The sequence below is a fragment of the Agromyces mariniharenae genome (assembly GCF_008122505.1).
In the GTDB taxonomy this organism is placed as follows: domain Bacteria; phylum Actinomycetota; class Actinomycetes; order Actinomycetales; family Microbacteriaceae; genus Agromyces; species Agromyces mariniharenae.
This window is the reverse complement of sequence record NZ_VSSB01000001.1, coordinates 745926-766466: the sequence shown is the minus strand read 5'-3', so window position 1 is coordinate 766466 and position 20541 is coordinate 745926. Positions and strand designations below refer to the sequence as shown.

General features: G+C 72.6%; 17 protein-coding genes. 7 read left to right on the top strand and 10 right to left on the bottom strand.

Translation table 11 applies throughout. From position 1 onward, the window contains the following. Together FYC51_RS03430 and FYC51_RS03425 are read left to right on the top strand one after the other, a co-directional pair. Positions 1-1752 carry a glycoside hydrolase family 35 protein gene (locus tag FYC51_RS03430; RefSeq protein ID WP_148732267.1) on the top strand — a complete coding sequence of 584 codons (1752 nt, stop codon included), beginning with the start codon at positions 1-3 and terminating at the stop codon, positions 1750-1752. Between the two features lie 199 nt (positions 1753-1951). Further along, positions 1952-2746: a siderophore-interacting protein gene (locus tag FYC51_RS03425; protein ID WP_148732266.1), complete on the top strand. Its 795-nt coding sequence runs from the start codon at positions 1952-1954 to the stop codon at positions 2744-2746. An 82-nt stretch (positions 2747-2828) separates the two neighbouring features. Here FYC51_RS03425 and FYC51_RS03420 read toward each other — a convergent pair whose 3' ends face one another. Then, a complete protein-coding gene (locus FYC51_RS03420) occupies positions 2829-3446 on the bottom strand; it encodes a dihydrofolate reductase family protein (RefSeq protein WP_148732265.1) in 618 nt (205 codons plus the stop codon). 172 nt (positions 3447-3618) lie between these two features. Here FYC51_RS03420 and FYC51_RS03415 point away from each other — a divergent pair, with 172 nt between their 5' ends. Further along, positions 3619-4503, top strand: coding sequence for an intradiol ring-cleavage dioxygenase (locus FYC51_RS03415; protein ID WP_148732264.1), 885 nt, complete (start codon positions 3619-3621; stop codon positions 4501-4503). A gap of 77 nt (positions 4504-4580) precedes the next feature. On the opposite strand, the gene FYC51_RS03410 is transcribed toward FYC51_RS03415, so the two are convergent. Next, a complete protein-coding gene (locus tag FYC51_RS03410; protein ID WP_148732263.1) occupies positions 4581-5282 on the bottom strand; it encodes an endonuclease/exonuclease/phosphatase family protein in 702 nt (233 codons plus the stop codon). Between the two features lie 201 nt (positions 5283-5483). Between FYC51_RS03410 and FYC51_RS03405 the strand changes: the two genes are divergently transcribed. Further along, entirely contained in the window at positions 5484-7499 is a 2016-nt protein-coding gene (locus tag FYC51_RS03405; RefSeq protein ID WP_148732262.1) for an NHL repeat-containing protein, read from the top strand. Positions 7500-7562: 63 nt separating this feature from the next. Here the strand turns inward: FYC51_RS03405 and FYC51_RS03400 are convergent, their stop codons facing one another. From FYC51_RS03400 to FYC51_RS03375, 6 genes are all read right to left on the bottom strand, one after another. Further along, the gene (locus tag FYC51_RS03400; RefSeq protein WP_148732261.1) at positions 7563-8312 is read right to left on the bottom strand and encodes a hypothetical protein; all 750 of its coding nucleotides are present in this window, start codon (positions 8310-8312) and stop codon (positions 7563-7565) included. A gap of 133 nt (positions 8313-8445) precedes the next feature. Further along, entirely contained in the window at positions 8446-9105 is a 660-nt protein-coding gene (locus FYC51_RS03395; protein WP_187432471.1) for a response regulator transcription factor, read from the bottom strand. Further along, positions 9098-11248 carry a sensor histidine kinase gene (locus tag FYC51_RS03390; RefSeq protein WP_148732260.1) on the bottom strand — a complete coding sequence of 717 codons (2151 nt, stop codon included), beginning with the start codon at positions 11246-11248 and terminating at the stop codon, positions 9098-9100. Before FYC51_RS03390 ends, FYC51_RS03395 begins: the two co-directional genes overlap by 8 nt. A 32-nt stretch (positions 11249-11280) precedes the next feature. Beyond that, complete coding sequence (locus tag FYC51_RS03385; protein WP_187432470.1) at positions 11281-13581, bottom strand: LuxR C-terminal-related transcriptional regulator; 2301 nt, start codon at positions 13579-13581, stop codon at positions 11281-11283. 198 nt (positions 13582-13779) lie between these two features. Beyond that, positions 13780-14010 (bottom strand): hypothetical protein, encoded by a 231-nt coding sequence (locus FYC51_RS03380; RefSeq protein ID WP_148732258.1) that lies wholly within the window; start codon positions 14008-14010, stop codon positions 13780-13782. A gap of 43 nt (positions 14011-14053) precedes the next feature. After that, positions 14054-14893, bottom strand: a complete 840-nt coding sequence (locus FYC51_RS03375; protein ID WP_148732257.1) for a class I SAM-dependent methyltransferase — start codon at positions 14891-14893, stop codon at positions 14054-14056. Between the two features lie 146 nt (positions 14894-15039). Here FYC51_RS03375 and FYC51_RS03370 point away from each other — a divergent pair, with 146 nt between their 5' ends. After that, entirely contained in the window at positions 15040-15663 is a 624-nt protein-coding gene (locus FYC51_RS03370) for a histidine phosphatase family protein (protein WP_187432469.1), read from the top strand. On the opposite strand, the gene FYC51_RS03365 is transcribed toward FYC51_RS03370, so the two are convergent. Then, entirely contained in the window at positions 15660-16400 is a 741-nt protein-coding gene (locus FYC51_RS03365) for a TetR/AcrR family transcriptional regulator C-terminal domain-containing protein (RefSeq protein ID WP_238476192.1), read from the bottom strand. The two genes, FYC51_RS03370 and FYC51_RS03365, sit on opposite strands and share 4 nt — an antisense overlap. Before the next feature lie 217 nt (positions 16401-16617). On the opposite strand from FYC51_RS03365, the gene FYC51_RS03360 reads away from it, so the two are divergent. Then, positions 16618-17628 carry an NAD(P)-dependent alcohol dehydrogenase gene (locus FYC51_RS03360; protein WP_238476191.1) on the top strand — a complete coding sequence of 337 codons (1011 nt, stop codon included), beginning with the start codon at positions 16618-16620 and terminating at the stop codon, positions 17626-17628. A 104-nt stretch (positions 17629-17732) separates the two neighbouring features. Then, positions 17733-18266, top strand: coding sequence for a hypothetical protein (locus FYC51_RS03355; RefSeq protein WP_148732254.1), 534 nt, complete (start codon positions 17733-17735; stop codon positions 18264-18266). Positions 18267-18675: 409 nt separating this feature from the next. Here the strand turns inward: FYC51_RS03355 and FYC51_RS03350 are convergent, their stop codons facing one another. After that, positions 18676-20181 carry an HNH endonuclease signature motif containing protein gene (locus FYC51_RS03350; RefSeq protein WP_148732253.1) on the bottom strand — a complete coding sequence of 502 codons (1506 nt, stop codon included), beginning with the start codon at positions 20179-20181 and terminating at the stop codon, positions 18676-18678. Positions 20182-20541: the final 360 nt, after the last annotated feature.

Below are 20541 nucleotides of genomic sequence, written 5' to 3'. Positions count from 1 at the left end.
GTGAGCCGCTTCGCCATCGGCGAGACCGACTTCGAGCTCGACGGCCGGCCGCACCGCATCCTCGCGGGCGCGCTGCACTACTTCCGCGTGCACCCCGACCTGTGGGCCGACCGCATCCGCAAGGCCCGGCTCATGGGCCTCAACGCGATCGAGACCTACGTCGCCTGGAACCAGCACGAACCGCACCGGGGGGAGTGGCGCGCCGACGGGGATCTCGACCTCGGGCGGTTCCTCGACCTCGTCGCGGCCGAGGGCATGCACGCGATCGTGCGTCCGGGCCCGTACATCTGCGCCGAGTGGGACAACGGCGGGCTGCCCGCGTGGCTGTTCCGCGACCCCGAGGTCGGCGTTCGCCGGTCGGAGCCGCACTACGTCGCGGCCGTCAGCGACTATCTCCGTCGGGTGTACGAGATCGTCGCGCCGCGTCAGGTCGACGGCGGCGGGCCGGTCATCCTCGTGCAGATCGAGAACGAGTACGGCGCGTACGGCAGCGACAAGGCGTACCTCGCCGAGCTCGTGCGGGTCACCCGTGACGCCGGCATCTCCGTACCCCTCACGACGATCGACCAGCCGACCCCGCAGATGCTCGCCGACGGCAGCCTGCCCGGGCTGCACCTCACGGGCTCGTTCGGCTCGCGCGTGCCCGAGCGGCTCGAGACGCTCCGCGAGTTCCAGCCCACCGGCCCGCTCATGTGCATGGAGTTCTGGTGCGGCTGGTTCGACGACTGGGGGTCGCACCACCACACGACGGATGCCGCGGCATCCGCTGCAGAGCTCGACGCGCTGCTCGCGGCGGGCGGATCCGTGAACGTCTACATGTTCCACGGCGGCACCAACTTCGGGCTCACGAGCGGGGCGAACGACAAGGGACGCTACGCGCCCATCACGACGAGCTACGACTACGACGCGCCGCTCGACGAGGCGGGGCATCCGACCGAGAAGTACTGGGCGTTCCGCGACGTGATCGCGAAGTACGCCGACGTGCCCGACGAGGTGCCCGAGCCGCGCCCTGCCGCACCCCAGGTCGTGGCGCCCCTGCGCGTGGGCCCGGCGCTGCTCGAGGTCGCCGCCCGGCTCGGCGACGAGTCGCGCCACGAGCGGATCCCGACGTTCGACGAGCTCGGGCACGACCGCGGCGTCGTGCTCTTCGCAACGCGGCTCACGCGCGGCGGCGTCGGCGTGCTCACGGTCGGCGACGAGGTGCGCGACCGCGCCTGGGCGCTGCTCGACGGCGTCCCGGTGGGCGTCATGTCGCGCGACGCGCATGAGCGCGCGGTCGTGCTGCCCGACGCGCGCGGCGAGCTCGTGATCGTCGTGGAGGACCAGGGCCGCGTGAACTACGGCCCGCGCCTCGGCGAGCACAAGGGACTCATCGGCGGCGTGGCGCTCGACGGCGTCGAGCTCGCCGACTGGTCGGTGCGACCGGTCGACCTCGATCGCGTGCCCGAGCTGGCCGCCCACGGTCGTCCCGGCGGATTCGCCGCCGGTCCGGCGCTCGCGTGGGGCGAGTTCGAGCTCGATGCGCCGGCCGACCTGTTCCTCGACACGCTGCACTGGGGCAAGGGCCTCGTGTGGGTGAACGGCTTCCTGCTCGGCCGGTATTGGCGACGGGGCCCGCAGCGCACGCTCATCGTGCCCGCGCCGGTGACGCGCGCCGGGCGCAACGAGGTGGCGCTGCTCGAGTTCGAGGCGATCGCCGAGCCGGTCGTGCGTACCCTCGCCGCGCCCTCGCTGGGGCACACGGAGATCTGAGCAGCGGATGCCGCGTCCCGCACCGCCGAGGGACGGGTCACGCCGCGGCGTCGCACCGCCTACGTCGCCGAGGGGACGCGACTCGCCGCGACGCCGGGACGGGCCACGGCATGTTGCGTCCCTTCGCGCCGATCTGGCGGAGTGAGTTGCGCGTCCGGAGCAGGTAAGGTTTGCCTTACCTGACTCGACCGGAGGATCCGTGGCCGCCAGCAGCAACATCGTCGTCACCCACGCCGAGACCGGCGTCGTCACGGCCGAGGTCGTGAACGCCGTCCGCATCTCGCCGAACTTCGTGCGGCTGACGCTCGCGGGCGACGGGCTGCGGGCGTGGCGTCACCTCGGGTTCGACCAGTGGTTCCGCCTCGCGGTGCCGACCTCGGACGACACCCGGTTCGACAACCTCGCCGACACGTTCGACATGGCCGGCTACCTGCGGTACCTCACGCTGCCGCGCGCCACGCGTCCGGTGATCCGCAACTACACGGTGCGCGCGTTCCGTGCCGACGACCTCGAGCTCGACGTCGACTTCGTCGTGCATGCCGACGACGGCGTGGCCGGGCCGTGGGCCGGGAGACTGCCCGTCGGGGCATCCGTCGGCCTCATCGACCAGGGCTGCGGCTACCGCGACGTCGACGCCGACTGGACCCTGCTCGTCGGCGACGAGAGCGCGCTGCCCGCGGTCGCCGGGATCCTGCGCGACCTGCCCCGCGACGCCCGCGGCCACGCGCTCGTGGAGCTCGGCGACCTCGACGACCGCCAGCACGTCGGGGCGCCCGAGGGCGTCGACGTGCACTGGATCGTCCGCGAGCCGGATGCCCCGGTCGGCCGTACGGCGCTCGAGCACCTGCGCGAGCTCGCGTTTCCCGAGGGTCGCGTGAACGCGTTCGCGGCAGGGGAGTCGAAGCTCGCGACGGGTGTGCGGCGTCACCTCGTGAACGAGCGCGGGGTGGCGAAGGGCGACGTGGCGTTCTGCGGGTACTGGCGGGCGGGCTGACGGTTCGCGTCGCGAGCACATCGTCTCGATACGCGTGCCGCTTCGCTGCGCGCTCCTCGACGGCCGGTCAGCCGGGGACGGCTCAGCCCAGTTCGGAGATGTCGATGCCCGTGACCGGCTCGCCCGTGTGCTCGTAGACGAGGGCGATCGCGCCCTTCGGGAACGCGATCGGCTGCTGCACGAGGGAGAACGCCGCCGGGATCGTGCCTCGGTCGAAGAGGCGCTTGCCCGTGCCGAGCGTCAACGGATAGACGTAGAGGTTCAGCCGGTCGACGAGGTTCGCCTCGAGCAGCGAGCCGACGAGGTCGCCGCTGCCGATCACGTGGATCTCGTCGAAGCGCTCCTTGACGGCACGCACCTCGTTCGCGACATCCGTGATCACCGTCGTGCCGGCCCACGACGGGTCGGTGAGCGTGTGCGAGGCGACGAACTTCGGCACGGCGTTGAACCGCCCCGCGATGGGATCGTCCGCGCCCTGCCGGGGCCAGAAGCCCGCGAAGATGTCGTAGGTCTTTCGTCCGAGCAGGAGCGCGTCGATGCGGTCGATGCCGGCGCCGATCACGGCGCCCGACTCGTCGTCGAAGTACGCCCCCTGCCAGCCGCCGTACTCGAAGCCGCCCTCGCGGTCCTCGTCGGGGCCGCCGGGCGCCTGGTAGATCCCGTCGAGGGTGATGAAGAGGTCGACGGCGAGAATGCCCATGGTGTGCTCCTTCCCCCGGTGCCACGCTAGTCACGACCCCCGACGACGTCGAGGGCGGGACGGCCACTCACAGGAAGCCGCCTCTGCCCTCATGGGGAACGCATGGGCGACGCACAGCCGCCTGCTGGATCCGGCCCCGATGGTGGGGACTCCACCCCGGAAGGAGCGACCCATGGCCACCGACCCCCGCTGGATCGACGAGCACGGCAACGAGATCGACGAGGACCACCGCGGACTCGTCTACGACATCCGCACGCTGGTCGACCGGCGCCGCGCCCTCGGCATCTTCGGCGGCATCGGCGCGACCGCGCTGCTCGCGGCGTGCGCCGGCCCGGACACCTCGTCGACCGCGAGCGCGACCGCCACGGACGCGAGCACGCCGAGCGCCTCGGCGACCCCCTCGGCCTCCGCGTCGGCCGCGGCATCCGGGCCCGTCACCGAGGTGCCCGACGAGACCGGCGGGCCCTACCCGGGCGACGGCTCGAACGGCGTCAACGTGCTCGACGACTCGGGCATCGTGCGCAGCGACATCCGCTCGAGCTTCGGCTCGTCGACCACGGTCGCCCAGGGCGTGCCGCTCACGATCGCGCTCACGGTGCGGGATGCCGCGACGGGCAGCGCGCTCGTCGGCGCCGGCGTGTACCTCTGGCACTGCGACCGCGAGGGCGGCTACTCGCTGTACTCGAACGGGCTCGCGAACGAGAACTACCTGCGCGGCGTGCAGGAGACCGACGCGACCGGCACCGTGCGATTCACGTCGATCTACCCGGCGTGCTACACGGGCCGCTGGCCGCACATCCACTTCGAGGTGTACTCGGATGTCGCGAACGCGGTCGCGTCGGGCCCGATCGTGAAGACCTCGCAGATCGCGCTGCCGCAGGAGGTCAACGACCTCGTCTACGCCACGTCGGGTTACGAGCAGAGCGTGCGGAACGTCGCGCAGGTGAGCCTCGCGAGCGACAACGTGTTCGGCGACGACGGCGGCATCCACCAGATCGCGACCATGTCGGGATCGGTGGCGAGCGGGTACACGGCGGCACTCACGATCGGCGTGTGAGGCGCGTCGGCGGGGTCGGGCGCGCGTCAGCGGCATCCGTCACCGCGAGCGACGGATGCCGCAGGTCGGCGGATGCCTCAGATGACGACGTCCTCGGGCTGCACCACGGCGCCCGCGTAGTCGGCGTCGACGAGGATCGGCAGGTGATCGCTCGACCCGCGGGGGAGCGTCTCGACGCGGCGGATGTCGAGCCCGACCGAGGTCGCGAGGTCGAAGTGCCCGCGGAAGAACTTGTACCGCGTGTACGTGCTCGCGTCGCTCAGCGTGAGCTCGTAGCCGACCTCGCGCACCTTCTCGGCGAGATTGTCCTTGAAGACCGGGTAGTTGTAGTCGCCGACCATGAGCGTCGGCAGGTTCGGCCCCAGGATCTGCAGCTGCGCGAGCGCCGACTTGATCTGGTGGCGGCGCAGCGAGTTCAGGGCCGTGAGCGGCGCCGCGTGGAACGAGGCGACGACGACCTCGCGATCGTGCTCGAGGTCGAGCAGGCGCACGCCGACGAGCCGCTCGTGGGCCGGGCGCAGCAGGTGGTCGTGCAGTGACTTCTTCAGCGCGAAGCTGCGCACGATGCGGAACTCGTAGCGGTCGGGCCGGTAGTACACCGCGAGGCCGAGCCGGTTGCCGCTCGTCGAGCTCGCCAGCTCGAGGTGGCCGATGTGCTGCGGGAGGTCGTTGGTGTCGCACTCCTGCAGGCAGATGAGGTCGGGCGAGTACCGCTCGTCGAGCGCAGCGAGCTCGTTGACCGCGCGGTGCTTCCTGAGGTTGTAGCTGACGACCTTCACCCGCCCCAGCCTACGCAGCGCCGAGGGGTGTGTGACGTGGTTGACAGCGACCTCGCGGCATCCTCGCGGCTGCGTCATGGCCACCGCGCGAAGGCGAGCGATCCTCACCCGGACTGGGGCTGACGGCCGCGACGGCACGGGCGTACCCTGCGGATCGCTGCGCCCCCGCGACGACGTGCGGGGCGCCGGGGGGAGGACGCCATGTCGCGTCGCGTGCGCCGGATGACCCTGCTCGTGGCTGCGGCGGCGGCCGTCGGAGCGATGCTCGTGCTTCCGAAATCGGCGCTCGCCGTGCCGGGTGCTCCGGCCGCAGCGCCGACGGCGCCGGGCGGCGTCGGTCCCGCCATCCGCGTGGAGGTCGTCGCCGACGGCTCGTCCGTGCGCGGGTCGACCGTGCGGCTGTACGCGGCGGGCGACGTGCCAGGCGAGGCGACGCTCGTCACGACGGCGGTGACGGATGCCTCGGGGTCGGTCGACCTGCGCCTGCGGAACGCGATCGACGACGACGCCGTGCTCTACGCGACGGCACGCGGCGGCACGGTGCGCGGTTCGGCGATGCCCGCCACGGTCGAGCTCGCCGCGTCGCTCGGCGACCTGCGCAAGGGCGGCGTGGTCATCGACGAGCTGTCGACGGTCGCGGCGGGCACGTCGCTCGCGCAGTTCGCCGTCGACGGCGCGGTGGGCGGCGCATCGCCGGGGCTGCAGAACGCCGCGCTCATGCCTCGGAACCTCGTCCACCTCTCGACGGGCGCCGCCTCCTCGTTCCTGCTCGAGGCGCCGAACGGCCCGGCGACCGAGACGCTGCCGACCGTCAACTCGCTCGCGAGCATCATCGCGGGCTGCGTGGCGGGCACGAACGACTGCGCGGCATTCCTCGATGCCGCGACGGACGCCTGGGGCATCCGGCCCGACACCACCTGGCAGGCCATGACGCTGCTGCCCGCGAACCCCTCGGGCGACCCCGGCGGCGTGTTCGCGCAGGTGCCGGCGGACCCGCGGTTCACGCCCGTGCGCACCGACGCGCCGGCCGCATGGATCGTCGCCCTGCGGTTCTACGGGAACGGTCACCAGTTCAAGGGCCCCGGCAACGTCGCGTTCGACGCCGAGGGCACGGTCTGGACGAACCAGAACGCCACCTGGTCGAAGCTGGCGAAGAAGGTGTGCCCTGGGCTCGACCTGTTCCGCCTCGATCCGTACTCGAAGGGCCGTCCCGTCGACACGTTCACGGGCGGCGGTCTCAACGGCTCGGGCTTCGGCATCTCCATCGACACGCGGGCGCACGTCTGGGCGAGCAACTTCGGCTTCACGGGCTCCGAATGCGCGGGTCCGCCGCCCACGTCCAACAGCGTGTCCGAGTTCACCGCCGACGGGCAGGCGATCTCGGGACCGCTCGGCTACCTCGACGGGCCGATCTCCTGGCCGCAGGGCATCGTGTCCGACGTCGACGGCGACATCTGGACCGCGAGCTGCGGCAACGACTCGGCGGTGATCTACCCCGACGGCGACCACACGCGGGCATTCACGGCGCACGACGAACGGGGTCTCCCGGTCGTCATCCGGCGGGCGTTCGACGTGGCGCAGAGCTCGACGGGCACGGTCTGGGTGACCGCGAACGAAGGCCATGAGATCTTCGCCTTCACGACCGACGGGGAGCAGCTGCCCGGCTCGCCGTTCGGCGACTCGACGACGTTCGACCATGCGCTCGGCGTGGCGAGCGACGGCCTCGGGAACGTGTGGGTGGCGAATTCCGGCGTGGTCAACATCCCGTGCGCGCCCGGTGAGGACGTCGAGGCGCCGTCAGGGCCGGGCCTGCAGGGCAGCGTCTCCCTCGTCGGGCCCGACGGGTCGATCCAGCAGTTCGAGGGCGCCGGCATGACGATCCCGTGGGGTATCGCGGTGGACGGCGACGACAACGTGTGGGTCGCGAACTTCGGGCAGCAGCGCCTGTCGTACCTGTGCGGCGCGAATCCGGCCACATGCCCGTCGGGCGAGGTCGGCGCGCCGATCTCGCCGGCCGACACGGGCTTCGCGTTCGACGGACTCCAGCGCAACACGGGCGTGCAGGTCGACGGGTCGGGCAACGTGTGGCTGGCGAACAACTGGGACGAGATCCCGACCGACGGCCTCGCCGATCCGTTCGGCGACGGCCTCGTGGTGGTGCTCGGCGTCGCCGCCCCGATCGCGATGCCGCTGATCGGCTGGCCGCAGCAGCCCTGACAGGGGACACGGCAGCGGGGGCCGTGGCGCGTGCCACGACCCCCGCTGCATCCGATGCTCGAGCTACTTCGCCAGCACCAGGCGCACGCCCGCGACGAGGAGCGGGGCGTAGCAGGCGAGCGAGAGCACGACGCCGACCGGGCCGAGGCCGAACGCGGGGAGCACCCACGGCAGGAAGCCGAGCGGCGCGATCCACCACGAGACCGCCTTGGCGCGGGCGAGTGCGAGCGAGAGCAGGCCCATGCCGATGAGGCCGGCGGCCATGCCCGAGTACTGCCAGATGGCGACCGTCCACTCCTTGGCGGCGGCGTCCATCGCGGCGGCGTCCTCGAGGGCCAGCGTGTTGCCGGCGCTGACGAGGAACCAGTCCGACAGCAGCAGGCCCGACATCTGGATCGCGCCGAACATGGTCACGACGGCCGCGATCGGCAGGAAGATCCGGCCCCGGGTGCCGCGCAGGAGCCCGAGCGACGCGATCGCGCCGAAGGCCAGCGCGACCCAGCCGTAGTGCAGCAGGTTGGCCGACCAGAGGCTGAGCGCCGGGTCGGCGGCGAGCGACTCGATGTAGCCGGTGTTGCCGGGCGAGGTCTGCTCGGGCGAGGTGAGCATGCCGCCCGTGAAGAGCAGCGGGGCGGCGATGAGGCCGGTGCCGCCGATGCGCTGCAGCACGTTCGGGTGCACGGGCCCGAGTTCGGCCTTCGTGCGGCCGCGGCCGGCGGGGTGGGCGGATGCCGCGGCGGCGGGCGCCGCGGTCGTCGAGGCCGCGCCGGCGATCGCCGGCTCGGTCGTGGTGGCGGATGCGAAGAGGTCCATAGTCGTGTGCCTTTCGGGGCGGTCGTGTGGTGCCGGGTTGGTGATCCCAGATTCCCGGGGGCACGACCCGGGCCCACAGGGTGCGGCGTCCCGCGGATGTCCCGACTCGCGCCCGGGACATCCCTCCAGCCCGTCAGGCGCGGCCGAGGCCCGCGTCGCGGGCGCGCACGATCGCCTCGGCGCGGTCGGCGACCTGGAGCTTCGCGAAGATGTTCGACACGTTGTTGCGCACGGTCTTCGGCGAGAGGAAGAGCGCCTGTGCGATCTGCGGGTTCGATCGCCCGGCGGCGAGCAGGTCGAGGATCTCGCGCTCACGCGCGGTGAGCTGGGGGAACACCTCGGCGGCGGGTGCGGTCGCCGGCCCGGCCGCGAAGAACTCCGCGACCCGCCGGGCGATCGCGGCGCCGAAGACGAGCTCGCCGCGGTCGACGGCGCGGATCGCGGTGAGGATCTCGTGCTGGCTCGCGCCCTTCACGAGGTACCCCCGAGCCCCGGCGCGCATGGCGGCGAAGACCGTCTCGTCGTCCTCCGACATCGTGAGCACGACGACGGCGAGGTGCGGATGCCGCGACACGACCTCGCGCGTCGCGGCGATGCCGTCGAGCCGGGGCATCTGCACGTCCATCACCACGACGTCGGCGTCGGCGCCGTCGACGACGGCGATCGCCTCCTCGCCGTCGGCCGCGGTCGCGACGACGTCGACGCCGTCCATCGACTCGAGCAGCATCGAGAGGCCGTCGCGGTAGACGGGGTGGTCGTCGACGAGGACGACGCGGATCGGATCCTCAGGCATCGGCGGTGGCCTCCTCGGCGGTTCGGGTCGGGAGCACGGGTTCGTCGGTGGTCGGCACGTCGGGCGCCGCGTTCGGGGTCGGCTCGCCGGAGTTCCGCGCCGCGTGCGCCAGCGGCAGGGCGGCACGCACGACGGTGCCGCCGCCGGGCGCCTCCGCGACGTCGACGGTGCCGCCGAGCTCCACGGCGCGCTCGCGCAGCGAGCGCAGCCCCACCCCGCGCACGGCGTCGGCCGGGATGCCCGAGCCGTCGTCGCGGACCTCGACACGCAGCCAACGCTCGTCGCGCCCGAGTCGCACGAGCACCCGGCTCGCGCCCGAATGTCGGCGGGCGTTCGTCAGCGCCTCCGACGCGATGCGATAGGCCGCGACCTCGACGGCGGGCGGCAGGTCGGCGGGCACGTCGCCCGACACCTCGACCGCGAGTCCGCCGCCGGTGAGCCGGGCGCCCTGCTGCTCGAGCGCTCGCAGGAGCCCGAGGTCGTCGAGCGCGGGCGGCCGCAGGTCGTGCACGATGCGGCGGATCTCATCGATGACCTCCGCCTGGTCGGCGATGGCCGCGTCGACGAGCGTGAGCGACCGGTCGGGATCGCGTCGGGCGAGGTTGCTGGCCGCCTCGAGGCGCAGCTTGACGCCGCCGAGCAGCGGCCCGAGGCCGTCGTGCAGCTCGCGGCGCAGGCGCGACCGCTCCTCCTCGCGCGCGAGCACGAGCCGTTCGCGGATCGCCTGGAGCTCGCGGCCGAGTTCGGCGTTGCGGATCGAGGCCGCGGCCAGCCGCACGAGGTCGCCCAGCAGCCGCTGGTCGCGATCGGATGCCACGGGCCGCCGCCCCGGCTCCATGCGGATGCGCCCGATCACGGCGCCGCCGTGGTCGATCGGCACGTCGACGACGTCGGCCGACCTCGCGCCATGCTCGGCGACGAGCGGCTCATCGGCAGGACGGTCCAGCTCGACGCGCACGTACGGCGACGCGAACGCCTCGGCGATGGCCGAGGCGAGGTCGGCGAGCTGGGATCGGGTGTCGGCCGAGCGCTCGAGCCGGTCGCCGAGCGACGACACGACCGCGTAGGGATCGCCGCGGCGTCCGTTCACGAGCCGGCTCGCGAACGCGAAGAGCCGCCCGCGCAGCGGCGCGTAGGCCACGGTGACCGCGACCACGGCGAGCAGCATCGCCACCCGGTCGTCGATGGCGCTGCCCACGGCGAGCACCACGAGCACGTCGACGACGACGATCGCGACGATGAGCACGGCGTAGACGATCGTCCACGAGAGCAGCCGGTCGATCGCGTAGAGCCGGTAGCGGGTCACGGCGATCACGATCGACGCGCCGATGAGCCCGATCGTGGCCGAGAGCAGCACGTCGACGACGACGGTCGGCACGAGCGGGTAGATTGCGAGCGCGCCGACGAAGACGATTCCCGCCCAGACGAGCCAGCGCAGCTGCGCGCGTTCCTCGGCCGATGCGCCGAACCGTCGCCCGATGCACACGACGAGCGCGAGCAGCAGGCTCGCCGCCAGGCACGGCAGCGACGCGGCGAGGATCGCGGCCCACGCGGCATCCGGCAGCGGAAGGGTCGGAATCGGGGGCTCGAACGCGGCGAGCAGATCGGCGCGGGCGGGCTCGTCTGCGGCGAGCGCCTCGGCCGGCGCGAACAGGAATGCGAACGGCATCACCAGACCGAGCACGATCGCGACGACCGAGGCGACGCGCCAGCCGCCTGGGCGCAGCCGTCCATCGGGGAACAGCAGCAGGAGCAGCACGATCGGGAAGATGAGCACCGAGCCGAGCCGGCTGAAGAACCAGAAGGCGGGCATCGCCCACCACGCGTCGCGGTCGTGGAACCACGCGAAGTTCACCGCGGCCGACGCGAGTCCGTCGAGCACCCACAGCGTGCCGAAGCCGACGAGCACCACCGCGATCGGATGCCACGGCAGACGCCAGAGCAGCAGGCACCCGGGCACCAGCATCGCGACGCCCGGGAGCACGCCCGACCATCCCGACGAGAGCGGCGGATCAGGCTGCTCGGGAAGCGCCGCCTCGGGGAGCACCGCGAGGTCGAGCGCGATCGCGCCGACGGCCGCCACGAGCGAGACGGCGATCGCCACGACCGTCGCGATGCGGCTCGTGGCGAGGGAGCGGGTCATCCGAACATGCTGTCAGTCCGGATGTCCCGCTGTCACGGGACTCGTGTCCCGACTTCGGCGGCGACCGCCATGCCGTCGGGCCGTGCGGCCGCGGCGGCCTCGGGCCCGGCGATCGCCTCGAGCCGGCCGAGGGCGGTGCGCGCGCGGGTCGCGTCGCCGTTCGCCCAGTGCGCGGCGGCGAGGCGCGTGAGCGCGGCCGCCTGATGGCCTCGGTCGCCGGCCTCGTCCGCGATCGCGAGCGCCTCCTCGAGCCGCGGGAGGCTCGCGATCGCCGACGGCGCACGGTCGGCTTCGAGGAAGAGCGTTCGGGTGAGGCAGCGCACGTCGCCGAGCCGCCGGAACGAGGCCTCGAGCTCATCGAGGTCCATCGCGGCATCCGTCGCACCGAGCTGCTGCTGCACCAGCGCGGCGTGCGCGAGCTCGTGCGTGTTGCCGGCCGTGGTGGCGTAGTCGACGCACTCCGCGGCCCACTCGGCCGCCCGCTCGGGCTCGAGGCCGGACTGCGCGGCGACCGACGCCATCATGTAGCGGGCGTTGTTGACGTGCATCGCGTCGCCGGCGAGTGCGAACGCGTCCATCGCCGCGCCGAACTCGGCGATGGCTGCCGCGGGATCGTCGAGCGCCGCGCCGCGCAGCGCGATCCCGCGGAACTGGCGCACCGAGGCGATGGACCACTCGTCGCCGAGCTCGCGGGCCAGCCGTTCGGCCTCGGCCAGGTTCGCGAGCGCCTCGGGGCCGCGGTCTCGGTACGCGTCGGCCAGACCCGCGAGGTGGTGCGCGTCGCGCCGGGAGGCGGCATCGTCGCCCGCCCTCGCCAATGCGCGCGTCGCGAGGTCGTCGACGAGCGGCAGGTCGAGGTAGGCGATGCCCGCTCCCATCACGAGCAGCTGGGCCGCGTCGGCGTCGGCGACCACTCGCTCGTCGCGCGCGGCCATCGCGACGGAGCGCACGCTGTCGACGTCGGAGCCGTACTGCTCGATGCCGACCGACAGCGTCGCGGCGAGCGGCAGCGCCGCCGGATGCCGCGACGCGATCGCCCAGCGCAGCGCCGCGTTCACCTCGGGGCACAGGCGCTCCGAGATGCGCATCGCCTCATGGCTGTCGTCCACCCGGGCGCGCTGGACGAAGTGCGCCGCGACGTCGGCATGGTAGACCGCGTGCCGTTCGAGCACCTCGCGGATGGTCGCCGCGTCGGTGCGGGCGCGGACGAATTCGCGCAGCACGGCGAGCAGCCGGAAACGGCGCGGCGAGCCGCCCGCGGGCACGAGCATGGAGTGGTCGAGCAGCCGCATGAGCACGCCCTCGACCCCGGGCTGCGTCACGGCGGCCGCGAGCTCGACGTCGAACGTGCGCGGGAGCGCCGCGAGTCGGCAGAGCACTTCCTTCTCGTCGTCGGCGAGCAGGTCCCACGTCCACTCGAACGTCGTCTCGAGCGTGCGGTGCCGTCCGGCCGGTGCGGCGCGGTCGAGCGCGGCGAAGTCCCGGTCGAGGCGGTCGGCGAGCTCCTCGAGCCCGAGGTATCGCGAGACGGATGCCGCGAGCTCGATCGCGAGCGGCAGTCCGTCGAGCCGGGCGCAGATGCGCTCGGCGAGTGCGCGGTCGGCGGCGGTCGGCGGCTCGCCCCGGGCGGCGAGGCGATCGAGGAACATCGCGAGCGCCGCGGCATCCGCGCCCTCGACCGAGAGCGGCCCGAGCGCGTACACGTGCTCGGCCGGGTCCCCGAACGGGGTGCGCGTCGTGCCGAGGAGCCGGGCCTGCGGAGCGTCGCGGAGGATGCGTCGCGCCGCCGCCTGCACGGCCGACCCGACACGGTCGATGTTGTCGAGCACCAGCAGGTAGGGGTGCGCCGAGAGCGCGAACGCGACCGAGGCCAGCACGTCGCCCCCGGGGACGGCCTCGAGGCCGAGCGCCCTGGCGATCCGGGGGACCACGTCGTCGGGCTCGGCATGCTCGAGCTCCACCACGATCGGCGGCCGTTCGCTCCGGTGCCGATTCGCGAACTCGAGCGCCAGCCGGGTCTTGCCGACTCCTCCCGGGCCGGTGATCGAGACGCATCGGTGCGCGTCGACGAGCGCCGCGAGCGCGTCGAGCTCGTCCTCGCGTCCGACGAATCGCGTGTCGGGCAGGCGCACGGATGCCTCGCGGCGCTCGCCGGCCGCGGCGATCAGCTCGGCGCGGCTCTCCGCTCCGAGCTTGCGGCGCAGGCTCGCGATATGGCTCTCGACGGTGCGCACGGAGATGAACAACTCCGAAGCGATCTCGGGGTTGCTCAGTCGCCGCTCGACCGCGGCCAGGATCGCGCTCTCGCGCGGGGTCAGCGTCTGCCCCGGCACGGCGCCGAGTCTAGGGGCGAATCCGCGTCGCCGCACGGGTTCCCGTCGGGCGGGCGACCGCGCGGATCGGCGGCCGCGCGGATCGGCGCGGGAGCACGTCGTCGATTCGACGAGCGTGCGTCCGCGCCGACCCGGCGGTCGGCTGGGTGTGCGGTGCGGGGCGGTGCGGTGATCGGCGGCCGGTCACACGGCGGTCGGTCACACCGCGCCGCCGAACGCGGGCCTGTCCGGCATGACCGGACGCAGGCGGCGGGGCAGCAGCTGGCGGATGCCGCGACGCGGGCGCGCGGCATCCGTGACGCCGTTGCCGGCCTCGCCGGTCTCGGCGAGGCGCTCCGCGATCACGCGGCGGCGCTCGAGGTCGCGCTGGAGGCGTTGCTCGCCGGCCCGTCGCAACTCGAAGACCTGGTAGTCCTCGCTGAGGTTCATGATCGTGCTCCTCGGGGTCGTGCAGGGGGAGGTGATGGGTGGATCAGCTCCGCCGCGCGGTGAACAGGAGGTATTCCCATTCGGTGCCGCGGCCGGAGCCGTCGAGCCCGTGGGCTCGTCCGAGCTCGGCGAGCGCCTGGTCGAGCGCGCGCACCTGCTCGGGGTCGTCGGCGATGCGGTGGTAGACCGCGATCGTCGGGCCGTAGTGGTGCTTGAAGTAGTCGCGGAACTCCTCGCCCGTGCGGAACCGGTCGATCCTCACGGACTCGCGCACCATCTCGACGTCGGTCGCCCGCTCGCCGAGGAGGCCGCGGACGTGCTGCTCGTCGCCCCACAGGGGTGCGGGCTGGGCGCCCTCGGGCAGCGGAGCCGCGAACGGCTTCATGGTCTTGAACATCTGGCCGATGAAGCCCTCGGGCGTCCAGGCGATGAGCGCGATCCGTCCGCCGGGCTTCACGACGCGCAGAAGCTCGTCGGCCGCCTCCTGGTGGTGCGGCGCGAACATGATGCCCACCGTCGAGAGGGCGACGTCGAACTCGGCGTCGCGGAACGGCAGGTGCTCGGCGTCGGCCTCCCGCCACTCGAGCTCGGCGCCTGCCTCGGTGGCCAGGCGTCGTCCGACGTCGAACAGCTCGGGCGCGAGGTCGCTCGCCACCACTGTTGCGCCGCGGAGGGCGGCGGGGATCGCGGCGTTGCCGCTGCCGGCGGCGATGTCGAGCACGCGCTCGCCGGGGCGCACGTCGGCGGCCGCGACCACGCGGGTGCCGAGCTCCCAGATGAGGTCGGACGCGAGCGTCGGGTAGTCGCCCGAGGCCCACATCGCGCGGTGCTTCCGCTTGAGCGCGAGGTCGGCGTCGGACTGGAGGGTGGCGGTGTCGGTCATGCGGTGATCTCCTCGATGAGGTCGGGTGGATGGTGCGTACAAGGCTGCGGGACCGGCACGGGTGCCGCATCCGTGCACAGCACGGAGATTTCCTCAGTGCTCGCACGGGGAGGTGGGTGGTCCGTGGCTCGCCTAGGCTGGAACGCGTGCTGCTCGCCCTCATCCGCCACGGTCAGACCGACTGGAACCTCGCCGGCCGCATGCAGGGGCGCACCGACATCCCGCTGAACGACACCGGTCGTGCGCAGGCGCTCGCCGCGGCCGCTCCGCTCGCCGCGGAGCCGTGGGACGTCGTGGTGAGCTCGCCGCTCGACCGGGCCCGCGAGACCGCCCTGATCATCGCGGGCGAGCTCGACCTGCCCGTCGGCGGGGCCTACGACGAGCTCATCGAGCAGGACTTCGGCGAGGCGGAGGGCACGCTCGTCTCCGAGCTCGACGTGCGCTGGCCCCTGCGCGACTTCGCCGGCATGGAGCCCGACGCGGAGGTGGGGCCCCGCGGCATCCGCGGCCTCGACCGCATCGCGGTGGATCATCCCGGCGCTCGCGTGCTCGCCGTCGCGCACGGCACCCTCATCCGCTTCACCCTCGCGGGGATCTCGGGTCACGACGCCCGCCACTACCCGCGGCTCGACAACGCGTCGTCGTCGTTCGTGCGGTTCGACGATGCGTGGGGCGTCGTCACGATCGGCGGCGCGCCGGCCGACGAGGTATTCGGCGTGGTCGAGGCGGCGATGGCCGATGCGGACGCTCGGCTGGGCGTCGCGAGCTAGTCTCGCGGGTCCTCGGCAGCCGTTCCCGCTGTCGAGGTCGCGGCGTCGGCCTGCGCCTCGAGTGCGCGCTTGCGCGCCAGCCCGTCGAGGATGAGGTCGAGCCCGAACTCGAACTCGTACTGGTCGTCGCACCAACCGAGCGTCGAGTCGGGATCGTCGTGGCGCACGACCGCGAGCATCGCCGCGAGGTGCGGCACCATCGCGGCCAGCTGCGCCAGGTCGGCGTCGCCCGAGTCGTCGTCCTCGCCGAGCTCCTGCGAGAACCCGAACATGCGGCTGCCGAGTGCGTGCATCGCGTGGTGGATCAGGTCGTACGACAGCCCGCCCGAGCGGAGGGTGCCGACCACGGAGTCGACGTACCGGGCGGTCGTGGGTGCGAGTCCGGTGCGGCTGTCGAGCAGGGCGGGGGCCCACGGATGCCGCAGCATCACGCGCCGTGCACCGAGGATGCGGACGCGCAGTGCGTCGTGCCACGCGGCATCCGTCTCGGGGACCTGGAAGCCGCCGACCTCGCCCTCGATCTCGGTGAACACGAGGTCGACGATGCCGTCGAGGATCGCCTCCTTGTTGGGCACGTGGTAGTAGAGCGACATCGCCTCGACGCCGAGCGACTCCGCGAGCCGGCGCACGGTGAGCGCGTCGATGCCCGCGGTGTCGGCGAGATCGACGGCGGCGCGGAGGACGCGCTCGCGGGAGAGGGGCGTGCGGCGTCGGGCCTGCTGCGTCGTCGACGTCATGGTCGCCCTCCTTCCTCGTGTCATCCGTCGGAGCGTTCCGTCCACCGTACGAGCGTTTCGTCGATCGTGCGGCTCCCGTTCTTCGTCCGGGTCTGGTGCCACCGTACGAGCCTGCGGGACATCCGGCGTTCGACCTCTCGACAATTCCTCGAACCCACGCTATCTTACATCGTAAGACTTACAACGTAAGGCAACGGGAGGTCTCGAAATGGACACCATGACGACGAAGACGGCGAACACGGCGTCGACGAGCACGATGCGGGCCGCGGTGGCGCGCCGGTTCGGCGGGCCCGAGGTGGTGCGGGTCGAGGAGGTGCGGCGACCGGAGCCGAAGGCCGATGAGCTCCTCGTGCGCGTGCACGCGAGCACGGTGAGCATCGCCGACCACCGGATGCGGAGCCGCGACCTGCCTGAGGGGCTGGGGATCATGATCCCGGTCGCGCTCGGCGTGTTCCGGCCGCGCAAGCCCGTGCTCGGCATGGACGTCGCGGGCATCGTCGAGGCGGTCGGCGAGGACGTCGAGGGCTTCGCGCCCGGCGACGAGGTGGTCGCCATGCTCGGAGGCGACTTCGGCGGACACGCGGAGTACGCGCGCGTGCCGATGTCGAAGGCGATCGCGCACAAGCCGGCGAACCTGTCGTGGGAGGAGGCCGTCGCCCTGGTCTTCGGGGGTCACACCGCGCTCGCGTATCTCGGGATGGTCGACATCGGACCTGGCACCGAGGTGCTCGTGAACGGGGCATCCGGTGCGGTGGGCACGGCGGTCGTGCAGCTCGCGGCCCTCCGCGGCGCTCGGGTCACCGCGGTCACGAGCGCCGGGAACGCGGACCTCGTCACCTCGCTCGGCGCCGACCGGGTGATCGACTACCGAGCGGCGGACTTCGCGAGCGACGGCTCGACGTACGACGTGATCGTGGAGTGCGTCGGCAACGCGCCGTTCGACCGGGTCGAGCACTCGCTGAAGCCGGGCGGAGCGCTGCTGCTCGTGGTGACCGGGCTGCGCGGGATGCTGCGCGCGAAGCGCGATGCGCGGCGGAGCGGATCGCTCGTGACGTCGGCGGGAACGTCCGTGAGCCACGAGGACCTCGCTGCGCTCATGCGGCTCGCGGAGGCGGGGGAGTTCCGGCCGGTGATCGATCGTACGTACGACCTCGACGATGTCGCCCAGGCGCATCGGTACGTCGACAGCGGGCACAAGCGCGGGAACGTCGTGCTCCGGATCCGGTGACGATGCTGCTCGCTCGTGTCGGGCTGGTCACGGTCGTGTGACGGTCTCCGCGAAACGAACGCATGGCTCCCTGTGCCCGCCTGGGGCGGACGTATGATGCGGAAATGGAGGCACCGGCCAGCACCACACTGGTCGTCGTCGGTGACGAGGCGACGTCGGCCATCCATGCGCTCGAGCGGTATGCGAACGTGCGGGCCGCCGTCTTCGACGAGGCATCCGACGACGACGTGGCGCGCTGGTCCGCGTCGACCGCGGCGCCGTACGTCGTGCACGACCATGATCCGCTCGCTCACGTCGCCAACGCCTGGGTGGAGTTCTTCGACGACCAGTCCACCTACGGGGTGCTCGAGCTCGAGATCGACCGTGCGCTCGAGGCCGCGGGCCGGCACGCCATGAACGTGCCCGACTACTACGTCGTGCTGCAGCCCGAGCACCTGGCCGTGACGTGGAAGCACTGGTGGCTCGGCGTGCTCGCCGCGGAGTCGCCGACGCGGGTGATCCCGTGGCCGGCCGCCGACGACTCGCTCGCCAAGCTGCTCCGGCACCTGCCGACCGGTCGCGCGTGGCCCGACGTCGAGTCGTGGCTGCCACGGGTGGTCGGGGCGGTGCCCGACCGGGTGGGGCTCGGCGGGAGCTGAGAGCGCAGCGATCGCACGGGGCCGGACGCGGCGCGCTCGCCGCATCGACGCACGCTCGCCGCATGGACGCACGCTCTCCGCATCGACGCACGCTCGCCGCATCGACGCACGCTCGCCGCATCGACGCACGCTGGCCGCATTGACGCACGCTGGCCGCATTGACGCACGCTCTCCGCATCGACGCACGCTCGCCGCATCGACGCACGCTCGCCGCATCGACGCACGCTGGCCGCATCGACGCACGCTGGCCGCATTGACGCACGCTCTCCGCATCGACGCACGCTCGCCGCATCGACGCACGCTCGCGCGTCAGCACCACCTGCCGTTGGGGTGCCACCGGCCCGGCAACGCCGCCGACGACACCGGGCACTCGCATGAACCAGGGGATCGCCTCCGCATCGGCGAGCGGTCAGGCGGCGTGCGCCGTGGGTGGTCGTTCGTGTTGGTCGGCGAGTCGGGTGGGGGATTTGGTGCTGGGGCGCCAGGTTCCGCCGGGGTCGAGCCATCGGGGTGGTCGGACGTGCGGCACGCCACGGATCATCCGGATGAGCCAGCCCGAGGTGTCGATCGTGCGGTGGTGGAACCAGCAGAGGAGCACGCCGTTGTCAGGATGAGTCGGTCCGCCGTCGGTGTGGGCGGTGACGTGGTGGATCTCGGTCCACGCGGCGGGGATGGTGCAGCCGGGGATGATGCAACCGCCGTCTCGGAGCGTGATCGCCCGGCGTTGGTGGGCGGTGAAGCAGCGTTCGAGTGACCCCAGTTCGATGATCCGGCCGTCGTCGTCGAACGTGATCGTCTGGGTGCCGCCGGTGCAGATCATGTGCCGGGCCGCGCGCAGCGAGATCGGAGTGTCGATGCCGTCGGCGTGCGCGACTCCACGATCGGCGGCGAGGTCGGACGCGCGGACGCTGACCAGCACCGTCGGTGCGGCGCCGCCGATGGTGGGGTGTTCGCCGGAGCGGGCTGCGGTGTCGATGATCGCGGCGAGCACGTCGTGGCGTTGCTGGTCGGGGGTGCGGTCCTCCCCGGATTCCGCCGCCAGCGCTCGGTCTTCGTCAGTCTGGAACCCGCCGCCGACGCGAGGTGAAAGGTGCGCGTCGAAGAGCCGGGTGAGCTTCGCGGCGACTTCTGGCATGAGTTCACCGGTGACCGGGATCAGCCCGTCCCGTGCGGAGCGGCCGATCCGGAACCCGCGCCGGCGCATCGCGCGCTCGTCGTTGGGTTCGACGCCGTCGGGGTCGAGGAAGGTCGCCCACGCCTGCGCCTGGATCCGCAGTTCGTCGGCGGTGCACCGCACCGGCGCCAAATCACCGGATCCCGTCGCCTCATCGACGAGTGCCTGTTCGGCCGCGGCGAGCCGGGCCGGGTCGGCGTAGGGGCGGGTCCGGTCGAGTTCGCGGATGATCGCGGCCGCGGCATCCGCCCCGACGTCACCCGAGGCCAGCGCGGCAGCGGTTGCCGGAAAGCGAGCCTCACCCGGTTCGCCCGCGAACTCGTCGCGCACCCGCGTCGCAGCCCCGAGGGTGATGCGTCGTCGTGCTTCGAACCCGGACACCTGGGTGACCCGCTCGAGCAGTTCGACGGCGGACCGGCATCCCTTCCGCGTCGAGAGGCGTTGGTCGCCGAGCTCGATCCGGGAACGCTCCGCGATCTCGCCCGCTACCGCGACCCGGTGCGCGTCGACGACCCGGCCCAGCGCCTCGAGCGCACCCGCGTTCGCGAGGAGCTCGTCGTCGGCCCAACCGGTCGGCGCGTCGAACGAGAGTGCGTCGAGCAGCCGCGATCGCACCTCGTGGAGGGTGTCGCGGATTCCGGTCATGAAACCATCATGCACGCACCCACCGACATTCAGATCCGTTGAAAAGCCCAGATCAGCTGTGAATAACCAATGCTGGCATCGACCTGTGGAGGGCAAGTGGGAAGGTCGGCGGGAACCCAGTGGAGGAATCGAAGCGACGCGCGTTGGGTGCAGGGAGACGCGGTGCGCACGGAAGAGACGTCGGGCGCGAGAAGACGCGGTGGGCGGAGGGGAGAAGGTGGACGCAGGCGAGAAGGGGAGCGCGGCAGGGGAGAGGGTGGACGCAGGCGAGAAGGGGAGCGCGGCAAGGGGGGAAGGTGGACGCAGGCGAGAAGGGGAGCGCGGCAGGGGAGAGGGTGGACGCAGGCGAGAAGGGCGCAGGGGAGAAGCGGAGCGCGGGAGGGGAGCGGATGGGGTCGCGAACGGGTGGGCGCCGACACGCGGATGCCGCGAGCCCGGCCGGCCCGCGGCATCCGT

Bases quoted from the DNA above. Each gene is read 5' to 3' on its own strand.
- FYC51_RS03420 (WP_148732265.1), bottom strand. From the start codon at position 3,446: ATGGGCATTCTCGCCGTCGACCTCTTCATCACCCTCGACGGGATCTAC.
- FYC51_RS03415 (WP_148732264.1), top strand. From the start codon at position 3,619: ATGGCCACCGACCCCCGCTGGATCGACGAGCACGGCAACGAGATCGAC.
- FYC51_RS03405 (WP_148732262.1), top strand. From the start codon at position 5,484: ATGTCGCGTCGCGTGCGCCGGATGACCCTGCTCGTGGCTGCGGCGGCG.
- FYC51_RS03400 (WP_148732261.1), bottom strand. From the start codon at position 8,312: ATGGACCTCTTCGCATCCGCCACCACGACCGAGCCGGCGATCGCCGGC.
- FYC51_RS03395 (WP_187432471.1), bottom strand. From the start codon at position 9,105: ATGCCTGAGGATCCGATCCGCGTCGTCCTCGTCGACGACCACCCCGTC.
- FYC51_RS03390 (WP_148732260.1), bottom strand. From the start codon at position 11,248: ATGACCCGCTCCCTCGCCACGAGCCGCATCGCGACGGTCGTGGCGATC.
- FYC51_RS03380 (WP_148732258.1), bottom strand. From the start codon at position 14,010: ATGAACCTCAGCGAGGACTACCAGGTCTTCGAGTTGCGACGGGCCGGC.
- FYC51_RS03375 (WP_148732257.1), bottom strand. From the start codon at position 14,893: ATGACCGACACCGCCACCCTCCAGTCCGACGCCGACCTCGCGCTCAAG.
- FYC51_RS03365 (WP_238476192.1), bottom strand. From the start codon at position 16,400: ATGACGTCGACGACGCAGCAGGCCCGACGCCGCACGCCCCTCTCCCGC.
- FYC51_RS03360 (WP_238476191.1), top strand. From the start codon at position 16,618: ATGACGACGAAGACGGCGAACACGGCGTCGACGAGCACGATGCGGGCC.
- FYC51_RS03355 (WP_148732254.1), top strand. From the start codon at position 17,733: ATGGAGGCACCGGCCAGCACCACACTGGTCGTCGTCGGTGACGAGGCG.